At 44.7% G+C, this 18,530-nt stretch carries 15 protein-coding genes and 1 rRNA gene; 6 read left to right on the top strand and 10 right to left on the bottom strand.

From position 1 onward, the window contains the following. The first annotated feature begins 20 nt into the window (after positions 1–20). Positions 21–266, top strand: a complete 246-nt coding sequence (locus G517_RS0116915) for a DUF2798 domain-containing protein (protein WP_028305378.1) — start codon at positions 21–23, stop codon at positions 264–266. Positions 267–279: 13 nt separating this feature from the next. Here G517_RS0116915 and G517_RS0116910 read toward each other — a convergent pair whose 3' ends face one another. The 3 genes from G517_RS0116910 to nudC all read right to left on the bottom strand — a co-directional run bounded on the left by G517_RS0116910 (position 280) and on the right by nudC (position 3,571). Then, on the bottom strand, positions 280–1,164 hold the full coding sequence (locus G517_RS0116910; protein ID WP_028305377.1) for a metallophosphoesterase family protein: 885 nt from the start codon (positions 1,162–1,164) through the stop codon (positions 280–282). 5 nt (positions 1,165–1,169) lie between these two features. After that, positions 1,170–2,558: an SLC5/6 family protein gene (locus tag G517_RS19815; RefSeq protein ID WP_036592030.1), complete on the bottom strand. Its 1,389-nt coding sequence runs from the start codon at positions 2,556–2,558 to the stop codon at positions 1,170–1,172. 182 nt (positions 2,559–2,740) lie between these two features. Beyond that, complete coding sequence (gene nudC, locus G517_RS19810) at positions 2,741–3,571, bottom strand: NAD(+) diphosphatase (RefSeq protein ID WP_051206542.1); 831 nt, start codon at positions 3,569–3,571, stop codon at positions 2,741–2,743. Between the two features lie 137 nt (positions 3,572–3,708). Here nudC and G517_RS19805 point away from each other — a divergent pair, with 137 nt between their 5' ends. Further along, on the top strand, positions 3,709–4,320 hold the full coding sequence (locus tag G517_RS19805; protein ID WP_084632381.1) for a DUF3010 family protein: 612 nt from the start codon (positions 3,709–3,711) through the stop codon (positions 4,318–4,320). A 129-nt stretch (positions 4,321–4,449) separates the two neighbouring features. On the opposite strand, the gene cysS is transcribed toward G517_RS19805, so the two are convergent. Both cysS and G517_RS0116885 read right to left on the bottom strand, forming a co-directional pair. Further along, complete coding sequence (gene cysS, locus G517_RS0116890; RefSeq protein WP_028305376.1) at positions 4,450–5,835, bottom strand: cysteine--tRNA ligase; 1,386 nt, start codon at positions 5,833–5,835, stop codon at positions 4,450–4,452. A gap of 6 nt (positions 5,836–5,841) precedes the next feature. Then, positions 5,842–7,524, bottom strand: a complete 1,683-nt coding sequence (locus tag G517_RS0116885; RefSeq protein ID WP_028305375.1) for a glutamine--tRNA ligase/YqeY domain fusion protein — start codon at positions 7,522–7,524, stop codon at positions 5,842–5,844. Positions 7,525–7,777: 253 nt separating this feature from the next. On the opposite strand from G517_RS0116885, the gene G517_RS0116880 reads away from it, so the two are divergent. The 3 genes from G517_RS0116880 to acnB all read left to right on the top strand — a co-directional run bounded on the left by G517_RS0116880 (position 7,778) and on the right by acnB (position 11,944). After that, positions 7,778–8,275, top strand: a complete 498-nt coding sequence (locus G517_RS0116880) for a peptidylprolyl isomerase (RefSeq protein WP_028305374.1) — start codon at positions 7,778–7,780, stop codon at positions 8,273–8,275. Between the two features lie 133 nt (positions 8,276–8,408). Then, positions 8,409–9,131 carry a UDP-2,3-diacylglucosamine diphosphatase gene (locus tag G517_RS0116875; protein WP_028305373.1) on the top strand — a complete coding sequence of 241 codons (723 nt, stop codon included), beginning with the start codon at positions 8,409–8,411 and terminating at the stop codon, positions 9,129–9,131. Positions 9,132–9,340: 209 nt separating this feature from the next. Continuing rightward, on the top strand, positions 9,341–11,944 hold the full coding sequence (gene acnB, locus G517_RS0116870; RefSeq protein WP_028305372.1) for a bifunctional aconitate hydratase 2/2-methylisocitrate dehydratase: 2,604 nt from the start codon (positions 9,341–9,343) through the stop codon (positions 11,942–11,944). Between the two features lie 135 nt (positions 11,945–12,079). On the opposite strand, the gene G517_RS19800 is transcribed toward acnB, so the two are convergent. The 3 genes from G517_RS19800 to G517_RS20375 form a co-directional block, all read right to left on the bottom strand. Further along, positions 12,080–13,141 carry a CaiB/BaiF CoA transferase family protein gene (locus G517_RS19800; protein WP_051206541.1) on the bottom strand — a complete coding sequence of 354 codons (1,062 nt, stop codon included), beginning with the start codon at positions 13,139–13,141 and terminating at the stop codon, positions 12,080–12,082. Between the two features lie 97 nt (positions 13,142–13,238). After that, on the bottom strand, positions 13,239–13,709 hold the full coding sequence (locus G517_RS0116860) for a CreA family protein (RefSeq protein WP_028305371.1): 471 nt from the start codon (positions 13,707–13,709) through the stop codon (positions 13,239–13,241). A gap of 14 nt (positions 13,710–13,723) precedes the next feature. Continuing rightward, positions 13,724–16,348: a bifunctional diguanylate cyclase/phosphodiesterase gene (locus G517_RS20375; protein ID WP_051206540.1), complete on the bottom strand. Its 2,625-nt coding sequence runs from the start codon at positions 16,346–16,348 to the stop codon at positions 13,724–13,726. Between the two features lie 82 nt (positions 16,349–16,430). Between G517_RS20375 and G517_RS19790 the strand changes: the two genes are divergently transcribed. Beyond that, positions 16,431–17,276 (top strand): ABC transporter substrate-binding protein, encoded by an 846-nt coding sequence (locus tag G517_RS19790; protein WP_051206539.1) that lies wholly within the window; start codon positions 16,431–16,433, stop codon positions 17,274–17,276. A gap of 17 nt (positions 17,277–17,293) precedes the next feature. Here G517_RS19790 and G517_RS0116845 read toward each other — a convergent pair whose 3' ends face one another. Then, positions 17,294–18,010: a hypothetical protein gene (locus G517_RS0116845; RefSeq protein WP_028305370.1), complete on the bottom strand. Its 717-nt coding sequence runs from the start codon at positions 18,008–18,010 to the stop codon at positions 17,294–17,296. 206 nt (positions 18,011–18,216) lie between these two features. Further along, positions 18,217–18,332: ribosomal RNA gene (gene rrf / locus G517_RS0116840) — 5S ribosomal RNA — on the bottom strand. Between the last annotated feature and the right edge of the window lie 198 nt (positions 18,333–18,530).

The raw sequence follows: 18,530 nt of genomic DNA, 5'->3' as shown, positions 1-18,530 counted from the left end.
TCTAAACTAGAGAAACCATAATGTTACCAAAAAGATATCTCCCCATTGTCGCCCCATTTTTAATGTCAATCTTGATGGTGTTTATTATGACGGGAGTCATCACGTCTTATAATACGGGTATTGATAGTGGCCTGCCGGGTCGTTGGGCAAAATCCTTCACTGTTGCTTGGCCGGTAGCTTTTACGATCATTTTTGTCATGGGTAAACGAGTGCAGAAATTAGCCGCTAAAATTTGCAGTAAAGAACCCGGCCAAGAACCCCGTTAAGGAACATTTAGACCTAACAGATAACGGTTAAGGCTAATATTAAAGGCTGTCCTTGCTTGCTGCGCTCATCTTCAGGTAGCACATCCATACTCGGCCACAGCCCCGTTGCCAGCGCGTCTTTATAGGGTGTATTAAGCCCTGCCTGAATCATTCTTTGCTGTGTTTCAGTAACATCGTAAGATAATCGATGCCAGCTGACTTCAATCGATTTTTCTTTCGAGGGCGTATCTGCGCAAGACTCAGAAGGTGTCAGTAACATATACCAACCATCTTGCGTGCCATCATTAGCAGGCATACCAATAACACCCGCGTTCAACCAATATCGATTATCGTGAGAATATTGAAAAGGCAGACCGCTGTGACCGCCAATAACGATATCCTCCCCTGTTTTCTCCAACTCTTGCTTGAAGACCTCTGGGCCTGAACCCTGAAAAACAAAACGATTGATCTGGTCAACGCCTCCATGAATCACTCGGAATTGTCGCCCTGCCATAGTAAAGCGAAGGGCGCGAGGTAAACGCCCCATCCATTGGCACTGCTCAGGCGTTACCTGTCGAACCGCATAACCGTACCAGCTGGTAGACAGTAAAGAACAGGCGCTATCACCCTCAAAGCCGCAACCACAATCTAAAGCTCCTGTGGCTAAAGACTCCTCACAATTACCCATGACGCAATGGATGCCCCATGCCTGTATCTGCGCGGTGGTTGCTTCCGCATCAGCACAATAAGCCACAATATCACCGGTACAGATTATTCGGTCTGCGGGAATAGCCTTCTGTGATGCGACTTGCTGCATCGCTTCAACTGCAGTCAAATTACTGTAAGGCCCGCCAAAAACCAGTAATGGCTGATCGATATCGCCAAGGTCTTGCGCATCATTGTTTTTATTTTGCTTCATCGCTTCTAACCCTCCACCTTTTGGGTGATATTTATTTTACTGGTGCTTAGCTTATCCCCTAGCCAAAAGAAAGCACAACCCCCAATAAGTACGGTTAACGAGATCCACAACAACTTAGTATATTTATGAGCCGCCCCTAACAGAGCGCTGTGGCCAGAGGACTCCGTAAAATAAAGGGCGGCTCCCACCAAAGCGAGGACAAAACTGGCAAGATAGCTGCCAACGGGAATATCATCATAATTTCCCCATAAACTAAAAAAGATAACCGGCGCTAGATACATAGAAGCTGTACCGCTAACCGCGACGGCACTGAATAGATCCTTATTGCCTAGGAAGACTAAAAAGACTCCACTAAGCATAAAAAATGCCATCACAGATCGCCCGCTTTGCAGGGTTTCGGGAAACAGTTTCATATCGATAACCGCCAACTTAGCAGCGCTGGATAAAGCACTATCAAGCGTCGACATGGCCGAAATAATAAGCGAGGCGCTAAACAGCAGCATCGGCAATTCGCCCAGTATTCTTGTTAATGCTTGATTGAGGCTTTCTCCCGTTAATGCCCCAGCACCCGCCATTACGCCCAGTAAACCAAAGAGCAAAATACAGAGGATACTGATCCCGCCCGCATATAAAAAACTCTTCCGAGTGGTCTCTCGATCCGCCAAAAAGCCACGATCCATCATCACAGGGTCATGCATGGGATAACTCCATACCTGCAACAGCGCCACCAATAGCAAAACAGGGCCAGGGTCAGTGATATCAAATGGTTTAAAGGCAAAGATATCGGCGCTAAACGCTTCCGAGGCAAACGCGATAACCATTAAAAGGGCGAGGACGATAATAAAGACAATCATCTGCAGTAAGTCGGTACGCAGAGAGGCGTGTAAGCCACCAATCATAGAGTAGGTCAGGGTTACTAGCGCCAGCGCGACTACCCCAAAGCTATAAGCCTGACTGCCTTCAACACCAAATAACAGACCAATAACCAATAAATTGGCAAAGACTTCGCTAACCAAGCGCACGCCAATAACCGCGTTATAACAGCGGGGGCCGGTAGAGCCAAAGCGATCCGCTAGAAAAGCCTGAACACTGCTATAGCCCCGCTCAAAGCGTAGGTGGTCAATAATTTTTCCACCAGTAAAGAATGACAAATAATAAGCCGCATAGGCGAGCGTTCCCCAAATACCGTAATAAAAGCCTAAAATAGCAGCGTTCATTAAAGAGCGCGCAAAGATCCACGTGGTTACTTGGGAAAAAATCAATGTTAATAATCTGGGAGCTTCACCTTTAGGGGATTGCCCCTGAAAAAAACCACCGATACTGGTGGTTCTAGATGAAAGTAGCACGGATAGCAGCGCTACACCGGCCACGATGGCAATAAGAGGGTAGTCCATTGGTGAATCCTCATCATTTAATGCTTAAGCGTTTCAGCCTGTTGTACGACTTACGATCATCATTGTACGACTGTCTATCGTTGGAACGACTTACTATCGTCGTGGCTTCTACCTTATGCTTACGCAGCATTTAATGCTAAGGATTCACTCGACTGTAAAATAATGCGAAGACTCACGGGTTTTTAAAGAGAATCCTCAAAGGCGGCCATCAACTGCCCTGAAATAGCAAAGCGCCCCGGTTTTAGCGGGAAAGACTCAAGCGTACCCCAGCGCGCTTCAACAATCTCATGGCCATCAACCTCAATATCACCGGAGTCGTAGTCACAGATAAACCCGAGCATCAGAGAGTGCGGAAATGGCCAGCTTTGGCTCGATTGATAACGGATATTTTTCACGTTCACCCCCACTTCTTCTTTAATCTCACGGTGTACCGCTTGCTCGGCACTTTCCCCTGGTTCAATAAACCCAGCGACACAGCTAAAATAGCCAGCCTTGAAATTAGCATTTCGAGCCAAAAGCACCTCATCCCCTCGAGTGATCAAGGCAATGATACAAGGATTGATTCTTGGGTATTGTCGATAGCCGCAGCTGTCACAGCACATGGCATTTTCAGAGACATGGATTCGGGTTTTAGTACCGCAGCGGCTGCAATAATTATGATCGCTATCCCACGTCAGTAACTGGCTAGCGGAGGCTATTAACTCAAAATCTTGCTGGTCTAATGCTGGCAGCAAAGCTCGGAAATCAATTAACTGAAAATCATCAGGGAATCGCTCGGGCCAATCCTGCCACTCATAATTTCTAGCGCTGTATACCGGGCAATTGTCTCGATGGGCAACAAAGCGCCATTCAAGCTCCGGTAAAATCTGCTCTTTATGCCAAAATTCGGCTAGGGATTGAGCCGTATGCAGAGGCTCCTGTTCATCGTCAGTAATAAGGTCATTACCCACGAAGAGTATCAGTAAGCTATTTGCAGGTAGCTCTTTTGTCGGGCAAAAGCGTTCAACAGGCATAGTGAACTCCAAAATAATAGTTTATTAGGCCGTTTAGGCGAATATCGATAAAACTGACAGCCTTGTCATCGGTTTATACGTGGGTTTATAGCGACAATCGGTTTATAATGCCGTGACATTCCGTTTACAGGTGCATTATGAAAGTTTGTGGTGTTGAACTAAAGGGCAGTGAAGCGCTTATCTGCCTGCTATCTAAATCCGGTGACTTGTTTGATATTCCAGACTGCCGTCAAATTCGCTTTACTATTAAAGACAGCGATGATCAGCAGCAGATGCGCTATTTTCAGCAATCATTCGCCAAGTTATTAGAAGATTATAAAATTGATCGTGTAGTGATACGCCAGCGCCCACATAAAGGCAAGTTTGCCGGTGGTGCGGTTGGTTTTAAAATGGAAGGCGCTCTTCAGGCATTGACTCAGATTAACGTGTCAATTCTAACGCCAAGTCAGATTAAAGAGCAGCTGAAAAAGACGCCAATGCCCGTGAATTTTGGTGAAACAGGTCTTAAGCAATTCCAAGAGCCTGCCTTTACCACGGCGTTTGCCTATTTAAGCAATCCTTTAAATACACCTAGAGTGGCATCAGAATCGACAGAAGCGGACGTGGACTTTTCAGATATTGATACAGACATTGAAGAAGCCGATGCAATGCCGGCAAAAACTGATGTCGAGCCAAAATCAAGCCCTAAAGCCGACACGGTAAAAGAATCGACTGAGGCGCCTAAAGCCCCTAATCCTTGGGGCCGTTAAGCACTCAAATCTGCAAACCTGCGCGCTAATACCGAATAATCCTAACAATAGGCACGCCTAAAAACAGGATAGTCGGTATTAGCGCACAGAATTTAACGGATAGCGCGTAATTCTAGTCCGTCAATAAACTCACTCACGTACCCAGGTTGTTCCTTCCCGAGAATCCTTTAGCACAATACCCTGATCTAGCAGAGCATCACGGATACGATCCGATTCAGCAAAGTCTTTGTTAAGACGCGCCTGTTTACGGGCTTCAATCTGGGCTTCGATCTCCTTTTCAGACAAACCACCGGTTTGTGGCTCTCCCTTAAGGAAACTGTCAGCATCCTGATAAAACAGCCCTAGAACCCCACCAAACTGGAGTATAGTGCCCGCAAGTTGAGAGGCTAGCTCGCTGTCACCGGATTTCTTGGCAATATTGAGCTGCTTAGCCAAATCGAACAAAAGAGCAAAAGCTTCAGCGGTGTTAAAGTCATCGTCCATAGCGACTTTAAAACGCTCAGCCCATTCACCTTCTGCTGCAACCTCTACCGCTTCAACGCCTTGTAAAGCAGTATAAAAGCGCTCTAGGGATTGGCGGGCGGCTTTTAAACCATCTTCCGAGTAGTTGATACCACTGCGGTAGTGGCTCGATAATAGAAAATACCGGACAACCTCTGGATTATACTTTTCTAGCACTTCACGAATGGTAAAGAAGTTGCCCAAGGACTTGGACATCTTTTCTTGATCCACTCGTACCGCACCCGCATGCATCCAGGTGTTCGCGTAGGTTTCACCCGTAGCGGCTTCCGATTGTGCAATCTCATTTTCATGATGCGGAAATGGCAGATCCGGCCCACCACCATGAATATCAAAATGATTGCCCAAGCAGCAGGTCGACATTGCCGAACACTCGATATGCCAGCCGGGGCGACCTTTGCCCCAAGGCGATTGCCAGCTTACCTCGCCCTCTTTTGCCGCTTTCCACAGTACAAAATCCATCGGATTTTCTTTCGCATCTTGAATATCAACACGGGCACCCGCCAGCATATCGTCAAGGTTGCGATTGGTCAGCTTGCCGTAACCTTCAAACTTATTCACCCGATAATAAACATCACCATTATCCGCTGCATAAGCAAAGCCTTTATCTATTAGGGTTTGCACCATATCCAAAATATCCTGAATATGATGGGTCGCCCGCGGTTCGTGATCTGGGCGCAATACATTTAGACGATCTTCATCATCGTGCATCGCTTGAATCATACGCTCAGTCAAAGCCTCAACCGGCTCACTGTTCTCTTGGGCACGGCGGATAATCTTGTCGTCAACGTCCGTAATGTTGCGCACGTAATTAACATCGTAACCACGGTGACGTAGGTAGCGCGTAATCATGTCGAAAGACACCATTACGCGCGCATGACCAATGTGACACAAGTCATACACCGTAATGCCGCAGACGTACATTTTGACCTTATTCGCTTCAATCGGTGTGAAAACCTCTTTCTTGCGCGTCATGGTGTTGTATATCTGTAACATTACGACTTATCCCTTTTTCTGAATTTTTGCCCAGCTGTCTTTAAGACCCACTGTTTTGTTAAATACAAGTTTGTCATCAACGCCGTGATCATAACGATCCGTGCAGAAATAACCCACACGCTCGAACTGGAAACGGGTTTCAGGCGCTGCCGTCAAAAGGCTCGGCTCACAATAGCCTGTTGTTACTGAAAGAGACTCAGGATTGATGTGATCTAAGAAATTAACCTCTTTCTTGCTGTCTGGATTTGGATCGGTAAACAGGTTTTCATACAAGCGAACTTCTGCAGGTACCGCATGGGGTTCTGAAACCCAGTGAATCACGCCTTTCACCTTGCGGCCTTCTGGATTTTTACCCAAGGTCTCAGGATCATAAGTGCATAGCAGCTCAATAATGTCACCCTGTTCGTTCTTGATGACTTCTTCGCACTTAATCACGTAGGAATTACGCAGGCGTACTTCTTTACCTTGGCTCAAGCGGAAAAATTTCTTCGGCGCATCTTCCATAAAGTCTTCACTGTCGATCAACAGTGTGCGACTAAACGGCAATACACGTTCACCCATCGCTTCATCCGCAGGATGAGCAGGTACAACGAACTCTTCAACCTGATCTTCTGGGTAATTGGTCAAGGTGATTTTGATCGGGTTAAGAACACACATTGCCCGTGGTGCATGTTCTTCTAAATCTGCACGAAGGGCGTGATAGAGCATAGCGACATCAATCACACCATCACTACGGGTTACCCCGATCATATCGCAGAATTTACGCAGGGATGCTGGTGTATAGCCTCGACGACGCAACCCAGCTAAGGTTGGCATACGCGGATCATCCCAACCAGAAACAAAGCCTTCATCAACTAATTGCTTCAACTTACGCTTACTGGTCACCGTGTAGTTCAGGTTTAAACGGGAGAACTCAATCTGTTTTGGCTGTGTTGGTACCGGCAGATTTTCAATAAACCAGTTGTACAGGGGACGATGGTCTTCAAACTCAAGCGTACAAACGGAGTGCGTAACACCTTCAATCGCATCGGACTGGCCATGGGCAAAATCATAACTTGGGTAAATACACCATTTATCGCCAGTCTGATGGTGATGAGCACGACGAATACGGTACAAAATAGGATCACGTAAGTTGATATTCGGGGCCGACATATCAATCTTAGCACGCAATACCTTACTGCCATCTTCAAACTCACCGGCACGCATACGCTCAAACAGGTCGAGGTTTTCTTCAACAGAACGGTCACGGAAAGGGCTGTTCTTGCCAGCTTCGGTTAGGGTGCCACGGTATTCGCGCATCTGCTCAGCGTTTAGCTCACAAACATAGGCTTTACCTGCTTTGATCAGATCAACAGCATAGCCAAACAACTGGTCAAAATAGTCTGAGGTATAATGGATGTTACCGGCCCACTGAAAACCTAACCATTGAACATCATCTTTAATAGAATCGATATATTCTTGGCTTTCTTTTTCAGGATTCGTATCATCAAAACGCAGATTACAAGCACCATCAAAATGTTCAGCCAAACCAAAGTTTAAACAGATAGACTTGGCATGACCAATATGAAGGTAACCATTAGGCTCGGGAGGAAAACGTGTCACAATCTGCTCGTACTGACCTGTAGTCAGTTCCTCTTGAATCAATGTACGAATAAAATTTGGAGCAGGAGTAGTTTCAGTGTTGCTCATAATCTTTAGCAAATCTCTGGATAATCGCGTGAATTTCTTTAGGCTGGGTGCCCGTTCTCAATTATCGCGTTAGCGGTCAGGTCGTTCAGCGCATGACAACCGCCTAGGCTTTAGGCAACCCTCACCGTTTCCGGTTACGTCTGAATTCTTTTGCCGAACGCGCAAAAGCGCTATTATAGCGCGACGGTGAAGCATTAAGCCATCCTGTAACGCATCAAAAGACGCGGATTAAACCACGAATAAAGGTCATACCATGATTGTTCTGCATACCAACTTCGGCGACATCAAAATTGAGCTGAACTACGAGCAAGCCCCTATTACTGCAAAAAACTTTGAAGAATACGTTACCAGCGGCCATTACGACGGTACAATTTTCCACCGCGTGATCAATGGTTTTATGGTTCAAGGTGGTGGGTTTGACGCTGAGATGAATCAGAAAGGAACTCAGGACCCAATCAAAAACGAAGCGGACAACGGCCTATCCAACGAAGTAGGCACTCTGGCGATGGCACGCACCATGGACCCTCATTCTGCATCGACACAGTTCTTTATCAATATTGCCGATAATACCTTCCTAGATCATACGGGCAAAAATGCTCAAGGCTGGGGCTACTGCGTATTTGGTAAAGTGGTTGAAGGCATGGAAGTGGTTAACCAGATTAAAGAAGTTAAAACCACGTCTAAATCAGGTCATCAGGACGTACCTGCTGAGCCTGTTATTATTGAATCAGCCGAGTTATTAGAGGAATAAATAGCTCATTTATTCGCTGTTTCAAATTCATAAGGGCTGTTATATAGCCCTTATGTGTTATACGTAGCATGTGACACGTTTTTCTTTCGGCCAAGCCGTTTCAATCACACTTTTTTAAAAGGCTTAAGCCGATATGAAACAGCTCTTTATTTCCGACTTACACCTAAAAAGTCTTGATGATCCTGTGTCTCAACGATTTTGGGACTTTCTTGAGAACATCGCCCCCTCCGCTGACGAGCTTTATATTCTCGGTGACTTTTTTGAAGTTTGGATTGGCGACGATGCTCAAAACAATCTCAGCAAGACCGTCGCGGAAAAACTGCGCCAACTCAAAGAACATCATCAAGTAACACTTTATTTTATGGCTGGTAATCGTGATTTTTTAATCGGTCAAGATTATTGCCAACAAGCGGGCATGATACGTTTAAATGACCCATATCCCCTGCCTAGCAATCCAAGTATTCTATTAAGTCACGGTGATGAGCAGTGTACCTCTGACATTGAGTATCAAAAAGTACGTCAAATGTTGCGCGATCCGAAATGGCAAGATAGCTTTCTAAGCCAACCATTAGAACAACGCATCGCATTTGCCAAACAGGCACGAACTCAAAGCAAAGAGCATCAAGAAGGCTACGAGCTAACCGATCTAAGCCCTGACGCTATGATCAAACAGCTTCAACAATACGGTGCTCAACTCCTAATTCATGGGCACACACATCAACCCAAGTTAGAAGCGATCGAGTCCAATAACAAAGGTCACAGCTTTGAACGCTTAACGCTAAGCGATTGGGATCATGATATTTACTATGCCGAAATTATCGATGATAGCCCCCCAAATCTCATCAAATTCAGCTGAAAAAGTTGAATTCCTTATAAAATGATCGAAATCAACGACCAAAGTTGAACCTTATCAGTCGATCACTCAACTTAACATTGTCGACATTTTAATTTAGAATCATGCCACCGAGATAAGAAGGTCGATGAATACATCGAACGCTTTGATTTTATGCAGAAAACTATCTTTCTATGCATCCGGTCAAAGCACAAACTGATGAGGGTCTTACCGTGCTTGAAGCATATCGCAAACACGTAGAAGAGCGCGCCGCTGAAGGTGTTGTACCTAAGCCGCTAAACGCTGAACAAACTGCGGAACTGATTGAACTGCTGAAAACTCCACCAGCAGGCGAAGAAGAATTCATCCTTGATCTAATCACCAATCGCGTACCACCCGGTGTAGATGAAGCTGCTTATGTTAAAGCAGGTTTCCTTTCTGCTGTTGCTAAAGGTGAGGCCGCCTCTCCGCTGATCGACAGAAAACACGCTGTTAAATTACTAGGCACCATGCAAGGTGGCTATAACATCGAAACATTGGTTGAGCTGCTAGAAGATGCCAATCTAGCGGAAGCTGCCGCAGCTGAGCTGAAGCACACATTGCTTATGTTTGATGCGTTCCATGATGTTGCTGACAAAGCAAAAGAAGGTAACGAAAACGCTAAAGCTGTTGTCGAATCTTGGGCTGAAGGCGAGTGGTTTACTTCTAAGCCTCAACTGGCAGAGAAGATCACCTTAAGTGTATTCAAAGTAACAGGTGAGACAAATACTGACGATCTGTCTCCTGCTCCTGATGCTTTCACCCGCCCAGATATTCCTAAGCACGCGATGGCGATGCTAAAAATGGAACGCGAAGGCATCAACCCTGACGAGCATGGCGTACAAGGCCCGATTAAGCAGATCCGTGAATTGATCGCTAAAGGTCACCCAATTGCGTACGTGGGCGATGTTGTTGGTACGGGTTCTTCTCGTAAGTCAGCGACAAACTCCGTGCTATGGTTCTTCGGCGATGATATCCCGAATGTTCCTAATAAACGCGCGGGTGGTTTCTGCTTCGGTAATAAAATTGCCCCTATTTTCTATAATACTATGGAAGATGCTGGCGCACTGCCGATCGAAATGGACGTTGAAAACCTTAACATGGGTGACGTAATTGACGTTTACCCATACGAAGGTAAAGTGTGCAAACACGGTGCTGACGACGTTGTTTCTACGTTCCAACTGAAAACCAAAGTACTTCTAGACGAAGTACGTGCCGGTGGTCGTATTCCTCTGATCATCGGTCGTGGTTTGACTGAAAAAGCGCGCGAATTTTTGGCTAAAGGTCCAACGGATCTATTCCAACGCCCAGAACAGCCTAAAGATACCGGTAAAGGTTACTCTTTAGCGCAGAAAATGGTCGGTAAAGCCTGTGGTGTTGACGGCGTTCGTCCTGGCACCTACTGCGAACCTAAAATGACCACGGTTGGCTCTCAGGATACCACTGGTCCGATGACCCGTGACGAACTGAAAGATCTCGCTTGCCTAGGCTTCTCCGCTGACCTAACCATGCAGTCTTTCTGCCACACAGCCGCTTATCCTAAGCCGGTTGACGTGAACACTCACCATACTCTGCCAGACTTCATCATGAACCGTGGTGGTGTATCTCTGCGCCCAGGTGATGGTGTTATTCACTCTTGGCTGAACCGTATGCTTCTACCTGATACCGTTGGTACAGGTGGTGATTCCCATACTCGTTTCCCTCTAGGTATCTCTTTCCCTGCGGGTTCTGGTTTGGTTGCCTTTGCTGCGGCTACAGGTGTTATGCCCCTAGATATGCCTGAATCTGTACTGGTTCGCTTTAAAGGCACCAAGATGCAGCCGGGTATCACTCTGCGTGATCTGGTTAATGCGATTCCGTACTACGCTATCAAGCAAGGTCTGCTGACCGTTGCCAAAGCCGGTAAGAAAAATATCTTCTCTGGCCGTATTCTAGAAATCGAAGGTCTGCCTGACCTGAAGGTTGAGCAAGCGTTTGAACTTTCTGATGCATCTGCCGAGCGTTCTGCTGCGGGCTGTAGCATCAAATTGAACGAAGATCCGATCAAAGAATACCTGCATTCTAATATCACCATGCTGAAGTGGATGATCGCAGAAGGCTACGGTGATGTTCGCACCATTGAACGTCGTATCAAAGGTATGGAAGACTGGTTGGCTAACCCTCAGTTGATGGAAGGCGATGCTGATGCTGATTATGCTGCGGTTATCGAAATCGATCTAGCGGATGTTAAAGAACCGATCCTAGCTTGCCCGAATGATCCAGATGATGTGAAATTGTTGTCTGAATTGGCTGGCGAGAAAATCGACGAAGTCTTCATCGGTTCGTGCATGACCAACATTGGTCATTTCCGTGCAGCAGGTAAACTGCTGGATGCGGCAGGCACTCAGATCCCAACTCGTATGTGGATTGCTCCACCTACGAAGATGGACGCCGCTCAGCTAACCGAAGAAGGTTATTACAATATCTTCGGTAAAGCAGGCGCTCGTATGGAGATGCCAGGTTGTTCTCTATGTATGGGTAACCAAGCACGTGTTGGTGACAACACGACTGTGGTATCGACCTCTACTCGTAACTTCCCTAACCGTCTAGGTACAGGTGCTAACGTATTCCTGTCATCTGCTGAACTTGCTGCAGTGGCTGCTCTGATCGGTAAGTTACCGACCGTTGAAGAGTACATGGAGTACACGGCTAAGCTGGATACCATGTCAGAAGACGTTTACCGTTATTTGAACTTTGACAAGATCGGATCTTATCAAGCTGCGGCTTCTAAGTTTATCCCTCTTGCTCAAGAAGCGTAATCTAACGATCAATACAGATCTTAAGATAACGTGAGAACGGTATGACAAAAGCCCCAGCTTATACTGGGGCTTTTTTATGACTGTTTATAACTGAAAGATTGATGATTCAAAGATTAATAAAATACCAGTGTTCAATCAGGTATCGTCTTTAAACATAAATGCGGGAGCCATTTGCGGGGCATGTTGACCCGAGATTACCGAACCTCTGGCCTTAAAATGAGGATGAGCACAAGCTTCTTCAAAGGTTAAAACCGGTTCAACACAGGCGTCAACTTCAGAAAAACATTGCCACCAATACTCAAAATCCCTCGATAAAAAAACCTCTTTCAAAGCAGCTTTAACCGTAGCTTGGGCCTTTGCACTAAAGTCGAGACATAAATCACGTAAAGACTCCAACCCTAACACCTTTAATAAGCGCTGCTGGAATTGCGGCTCAAGGCTACCCACCGCCATATAACGGCCATCACGGGTTTCATAGTAATCATAGAAAGTACCGCCATTAAGCCAACCTGTTTCCGCTGCAGGCTGTTCACCTCCGGCAATAGCTGCGGCTCCAGCCATACCATTAAGTGAGAAGGCAGCATCTGTCATACTAATATCAATATATTGGCCAATACCTTGCAATTGCCGCTGGATAACCGCAGATAAAACAGCCATCACGGCTTGATGTGAACCACCGGCAATATCAGCAACCTGCATACCAAGAGGAACAGGAGCTTGCCCTTTTCGACGACTGTAATCCGCTAAACCACTTAATGCCAAGTAGTTAATATCATGACCGGCTCGATCACAATAAAGCCCTGTTTGCCCATAGCCTGTGATACTGCAATAAATAAGCTCTGGATTAATCTTTTTCAAGGCATTAAAGCCCACCCCAAGACGCTCCATTACCCCAGGCCGAAACTGTTCAAGGACAATGTCATACTCTTCTATCAGCTGATGTACGCGGGTAACTGACCCCGGTTGTTTCAAATCAAGATAGCAGACCTTTTTTGAGCCATTAAGCTGATGAAAAGCCGCTGAAGCGCCTTCAATTTGAGGTTCTAACCCTTTAACCAAATCCGGGCGGTTAGGTGATTCCACCCTCAAAACCTCAGCCCCCATTCTTTCCATAATCATGGATGCGTAAGGGCCAGGCAGCAGTGTACTAAAATCTAAAATTTTAAGCCCTTTTAGAGGGCTGCGAGCATGCGTCATAAAGCACCTGTCGTTAGAAAACTGACTATTAATGGCTTAGAACTATTAAGCGCTTATTATTCTTATTTTCTGTTTTTCTAGACCTAGCAAACGATCCCTAACGGGTCTGAGTCAACCAAGGTTGAATAGCCACCACCGAGATAGAATTCTTCGGTGAACCTTCAATAACCTTATCTGAATAGACCAAATAGATCAGGGTATGGCGCTTGCGATCATAGAAACGAACCACCTGTAACGTTTTAAAAACGAGGCTAGTACGCTTATTGAATACCTTTTCACCTTCTTCCAAGTCATCGGGCAATTCAATCTCACCAATTTGCCGACAGGCGATAGACCCATTCGATGGGTCTTCTGCCAAGCCTAAGCCACCGCTAATGCCACCTGTCTTAGGGCGAGACAACCAGCAACTAACACCTGGAATATCAGGGTCATCAAATGCTTCAATCACAATTTTATGATTAGGCCCTAACATTTTAAACACCGTACTAACAGAACCTATCTCTTCCGCCGATGCGACGATCGAGTTAAACCCTAAGATAACTCCGATGGCGATTATAAACTTACGCATATTTCTCTCCTGTTTTAAATAAGTGATCGTTCTTCAACAAATTGCTCAAAATCTTCGGCGATTAAAGGCTTAGAAAAAAGATAGCCTTGGATATAATTACAAGATAGAGCCTTTAAAAACTCTAGCTGCTCTCGGCTATCCACACCTTCTGCTACAGTTTCGAGATTCAAGTTATGGGCTAACGCTATCGTCGCACGTACAATATGCTCATCAGAGTCATCACCACCAATACCAATAATAAAACTACGATCTATTTTTAAATGGTTGGCGTCGATCGCCTTTAAATAACTGAGTGAGGAATAACCCGTACCAAAATCATCAATTGATAAGCTAATACCCGCTTTTTTCAGCTGTTTTAGATTATCCATCACCATATCGGAGTTCGTCATTAACGTTGTTTCTGTAATCTCAACACAAAGCTGCTCAATGGGGATCGAGAAACGCGTCATCATTCCCAATAAGCGCTCAGCTAAGGAATCTCTCGCTAATTGAATCGCAGAAATATTCATAGAGATTTTACCGAACTTAATACCACGATGATTCCATTCAGCCATTTGCTGGAACAAGTTCTCCATTAACCAAATACCAACCTCTAAAATTTGACCCGTTTCTTCTGCTAAAGGGATAAACTCCACCGGTGAAACCCATTCACCATCGGCAATTTCCCAACGCATCAACGCTTCTGCGCCATAGACATGCCCTGTATTAGCTTCAACTTGAGGCTGATATCGCAGGCTTAAAGCATTTTTAGCATGCACGGCTATTTCAAGCTGCTGCTGAAGAAAAACACGTCGCTTCATCAGTGCATCCATCGCGTCATCAAAGAAACGGTAGGTGTTTTTACCCTCATGTTTCGCACGATACATCGCCATATCCGCTTGGCGTAACATCATGGATGCATCTGATATGTTAATATCCCCTGTCGCCACACCAATACTACAGGTGATATTAAATACGCCATCGTCATAATGAAAGGGTTTAGCAACCGCAGTAATAACATCACTGGCAAAAGTAGATAACTGCCCATGGCTCATGACATCTCTTACCAAGATAGCAAACTCATCCCCGCCAAGCCGTGCCAACAAGTGCCCCCCGTCATTCATTAACATCTGCAGATTAGAGGTTGTATGCGCCAAAAGAGCATCACCGGCTTCGTGACCCATAGTGTCATTAATTTCTTTAAAACGGTCTAAATCGATAAATAAAATCGCAATTTCTATTTGATCAGTATGGGCAAAGACTTGATACAGATGCTGTTCAAAATAGCGCCGATTGGGCAAACCGGTTAAAGAGTCATGGTCAGCCAAAAACAATGCTTTTTGCTCTGCATTTCTACGTGCAGTCACATCCTCATGAACCGCAATAAAGTGCTCAATACTGCCGTTATCATCAAAAATAGGCGTAACGGTTTGTTCAACAACCATTGTATGGCCAAGTTTATGCCGGTTTATCAGCTCACCTCTCCAACTTTCACCGGATAAAATTGCACTCCATAATTCACCAAAAAAACCTTTCGAATGACAGCCTGAGTTCAAAATTCTTGGATTCTTCCCTTTTACTTCTTCGAAAGAATATCCAGTGAGTACAGTGAATGCTTTATTAGTCCAATGAATATCACCCTCTTTATTGGTAATAACAATGGCATTAGCGGTACTTCTAATGGCGGTACTTAATAGATGAATATCCCCTTCAGCTTGTCGGCGCTTCTCCAGCAAAGTCGCAATCACGAGAGCCACAATCACCGTAATGACTGAAATGATCAGCAGAAAAAAGCGCATCATTCGCTCGTCATGCTTCCAGGAAGCAAGTGCCTCTGCCTCATCAGACACTAATATCAAAATTAAAGGCAGTAGGGATGTCGAGCGATAGCTCACCAAATGCTCACTTCCTGCAATAGGGGCTCGGAACTGCCCCCAGCTCTTTTCATGTACCCGTGTTAGCACCGTGGCTATATCAGGCTCAATAGCACCTGTCGAGAGTAATTCTTCACCATCGTATCGATATAAGTGAATATACGATGCAAAAGAGTCCGTAATAGAGGCGAAAAGGTTGTAAAAGTATTGAGGATTTATTGAGGCAACAAGTACTTGCGATAACTGGCCTTGAGCATTGTGAACTGGCACGCAAAATGGGATATGACTATGGGCAGAGTGTAAAGCGAAAGGATCCTTGGGATAACGTCCTTCTCTAGGCACTTCAATCACAAATTCAGTTAATGGCTCATTATTAAGAATACTTACGCATGAGTAAGGCAATTGAGCGCCGATGCTCTGCGTTACAGAAGCGGTCACTATGCCGCGGGTATCAAGCAAATCAATGGCTCTTAACTGAGGCGATGTTCGTAATTGCTCACGCAATACATTATTAATGTCCACTCGAGAGTCAAGCTGAGGTAAACTTTCAGCAAGCGTCAACATTGAGCTATTGACCGACTGAAATGATCGCACAACCGTATCCTCAAGGGCATGTAACAAGACAGCATTACTGGTCTTCTGTTCTGCTAGACTTCTTGATACACCTTGTCGCATTGTATGTTGCAGTACAAGCCAAAAGCAGAGCAAAATAGCTAATGCAGTAAGAAGTACCCACTTTTGGCGCAAAGCAGCATTTTTCAATAAGAAAATGATATTAGATAACACAGGTCAAATCGGTTCCGTAAAAAAGCAATAAAATAGCAGTCCAGTATATTATCTAACATGGCTACCAGTAGGGTAATTCTATATGAGACAAAGACTTAGACTAGCTTCCTTAGGCAAAAATTGCATTAAACACTTGTCACTTACCGCCATATTTTTACTCTTGCCCAGCGTGATATTTCAGCAACATGCTTTTGCCATCTCAGACAGAGAACAAAAAATCAAACAGTCAGGTAAATTACAAGTCTGTATCTGGCCAGATTATTTCTCTATATCTTACAAAAATAAGAAAACAGGCCAACTAGAAGGTATCGATATAGGCTTATCGCAAGAATTCGCTAACGATTTAGGTGTCGACGTTGAATACATACCGACTCATTTCGGCATATTTATCCAAGATATACAGCAAGAAAAGTGCGATATTGCTATGTTTGGAGTTGGTAAAACGGAATCTCGTGCTAAAAGTATAGACTACAGTGATCCTTATCTAAGCAGTAGTATGTACGGTGTCGTAAGCAAGAAAAATCCCATTGTTAGCAGTTGGGAGTCAATGGATCAGCCTGGCGTTATTGTATGCGTTCAAAAAGGAACCTATATGGAAGGTGCCATGCGGCACCGCTTAAAAAATGCAGAATTAATGACCGTAGTAAAGCATAGTCAGCGGGAGGTTGAAGTACGATCTGGCCGTGCAGATGTATTTATTGCGGACTATCCTTATGGCCAAAAAATGCTCAAAATTTATGATTGGGCGAAATTATTAACCCCAAAGAAATCGACAGATCAATTCGAGTACGCTTACGCAGTTAAAAAAGGACAACCTGAATGGCTAGAAAGAGTTAATGCCTTTGTTAAAGCGATTAAAGCGGATGGTCGCCTAGAACACTATGCTCAAGAAAACAACTTACTACCAATAGCTTTAACGAATCCCTAAAACCCCTTTCCCTTTATTTAAGGCTGTTTAACCTTTTCTATTTGAGCACTAACAACCTTTGGCAACTGGGTATTAATTTCTTCAACTGCAGCCTTAATTTTAGCAATAAGTTCAACCCGACTCTCTTGCATTTTAATTAGAGACTCACTCTTACTTTGCTTTTTATCAATTTCTATTTTTAATGCTGCAACCGTATCAGGTAAGCCTTCAATTTGTTTTAGCTGAGTATCAAAGTATTGATCAAATTGGCTCAGCGTCTCTTGGACTTCTTTAGACAGGCTATCAAATTGTTCCCGTATTTCAGAATTGTGGCGGATGGCAGACTCTCCACCACTCTCTTCTATGTGCAGCCTGTTCTGGAAGTCCTTAAGCTGAGACTCAAACTGGTCAAGCTGATAGCGCATAACATCCAGCGTTTCATTACACTCATCTTGAAATGCATCAGCTTCAATGCCATAAGTACGGTAAATCTCATCGTAATGACCAAATTTCTCAAAAACAGCAGCAACCTGAAGCATTAACATGCTTAGAGTAATGGGATCTTCATCCTCGTTATCATCACTACAATGATGACTCGTATTTCCGTTACTGGATCCGTTGCTAGTTAGTGCCGCTATTTCAAACTTTTTATCAATATAGGTCACCAGCTCCGTTTTCATTTGTCCTACAGCATTTTGAATTAACTGCTGAATCATTCTTTCTAGATCAGGTGTTAGTGCAGAATTTTCACTCATACGGATAGCGTGGCCTTAATAAAATTCTTAATCTGTTTATATTACCTTGAATAGCCTACTATTTCATAAGGATGTTTACATGGGTTTTAAATATCACTTTGTATAACAAATAATATCTTATATAACGGCTATATCTCGTTATTTTATAGCACAAATCCTAGGCATAAAAAAAGCCCGTCTCAAAGAGACGGGCTTTTAGAATAAGCGCTTGACGATGTCCTACTCTCACATGGGGAGACCCCACACTACCATCGGCGCTGAGCAGTTTCACTTCTGAGTTCGGAAAGGAGTCAGGTGGTTCCTACACGCTATTGTCGTCAAGCAAAAAAGTTGTAGATCGATGCCAATCGAGATCTTAATTCTGTATTGCGTCTTTATTGATTCAGTCTTTGTAATCGAGCGTATCCGATTATCGTTCGTTCTTTCAGCAAGTCAGACCATTTTGGTGTTATATGGTCAAGCCTCACGAGCCATTAGTACTGGTTAGCTCAACGCCTCACAACGCTTACACACCCAGCCT

The organism is Oceanospirillum maris DSM 6286 (assembly GCF_000422865.1).
Taxonomy (GTDB): Bacteria; Pseudomonadota; Gammaproteobacteria; order Pseudomonadales; family Halomonadaceae; genus Oceanospirillum; species Oceanospirillum maris.
Note: the sequence above shows the minus strand (reverse complement) of the source record. Positions and strands in the feature narration are given on the sequence as shown.

Bases quoted from the DNA above. Each gene is read 5' to 3' on its own strand.
- G517_RS0116880 (WP_028305374.1), top strand. From the start codon at position 7,778: ATGATTGTTCTGCATACCAACTTCGGCGACATCAAAATTGAGCTGAAC.
- G517_RS19815 (WP_036592030.1), bottom strand. From the start codon at position 2,558: ATGGACTACCCTCTTATTGCCATCGTGGCCGGTGTAGCGCTGCTATCC.
- G517_RS19800 (WP_051206541.1), bottom strand. From the start codon at position 13,141: ATGACGCATGCTCGCAGCCCTCTAAAAGGGCTTAAAATTTTAGATTTT.
- G517_RS0116915 (WP_028305378.1), top strand. From the start codon at position 21: ATGTTACCAAAAAGATATCTCCCCATTGTCGCCCCATTTTTAATGTCA.
- G517_RS19805 (WP_084632381.1), top strand. From the start codon at position 3,709: ATGAAAGTTTGTGGTGTTGAACTAAAGGGCAGTGAAGCGCTTATCTGC.
- cysS (WP_028305376.1), bottom strand. From the start codon at position 5,835: ATGTTACAGATATACAACACCATGACGCGCAAGAAAGAGGTTTTCACA.
- G517_RS0116845 (WP_028305370.1), bottom strand. From the start codon at position 18,010: ATGAGTGAAAATTCTGCACTAACACCTGATCTAGAAAGAATGATTCAG.
- G517_RS19790 (WP_051206539.1), top strand. From the start codon at position 16,431: ATGAGACAAAGACTTAGACTAGCTTCCTTAGGCAAAAATTGCATTAAA.
- nudC (WP_051206542.1), bottom strand. From the start codon at position 3,571: ATGCCTGTTGAACGCTTTTGCCCGACAAAAGAGCTACCTGCAAATAGC.
- G517_RS0116875 (WP_028305373.1), top strand. From the start codon at position 8,409: ATGAAACAGCTCTTTATTTCCGACTTACACCTAAAAAGTCTTGATGAT.
- G517_RS0116860 (WP_028305371.1), bottom strand. From the start codon at position 13,709: ATGCGTAAGTTTATAATCGCCATCGGAGTTATCTTAGGGTTTAACTCG.
- G517_RS0116885 (WP_028305375.1), bottom strand. From the start codon at position 7,524: ATGAGCAACACTGAAACTACTCCTGCTCCAAATTTTATTCGTACATTG.
- G517_RS0116910 (WP_028305377.1), bottom strand. From the start codon at position 1,164: ATGAAGCAAAATAAAAACAATGATGCGCAAGACCTTGGCGATATCGAT.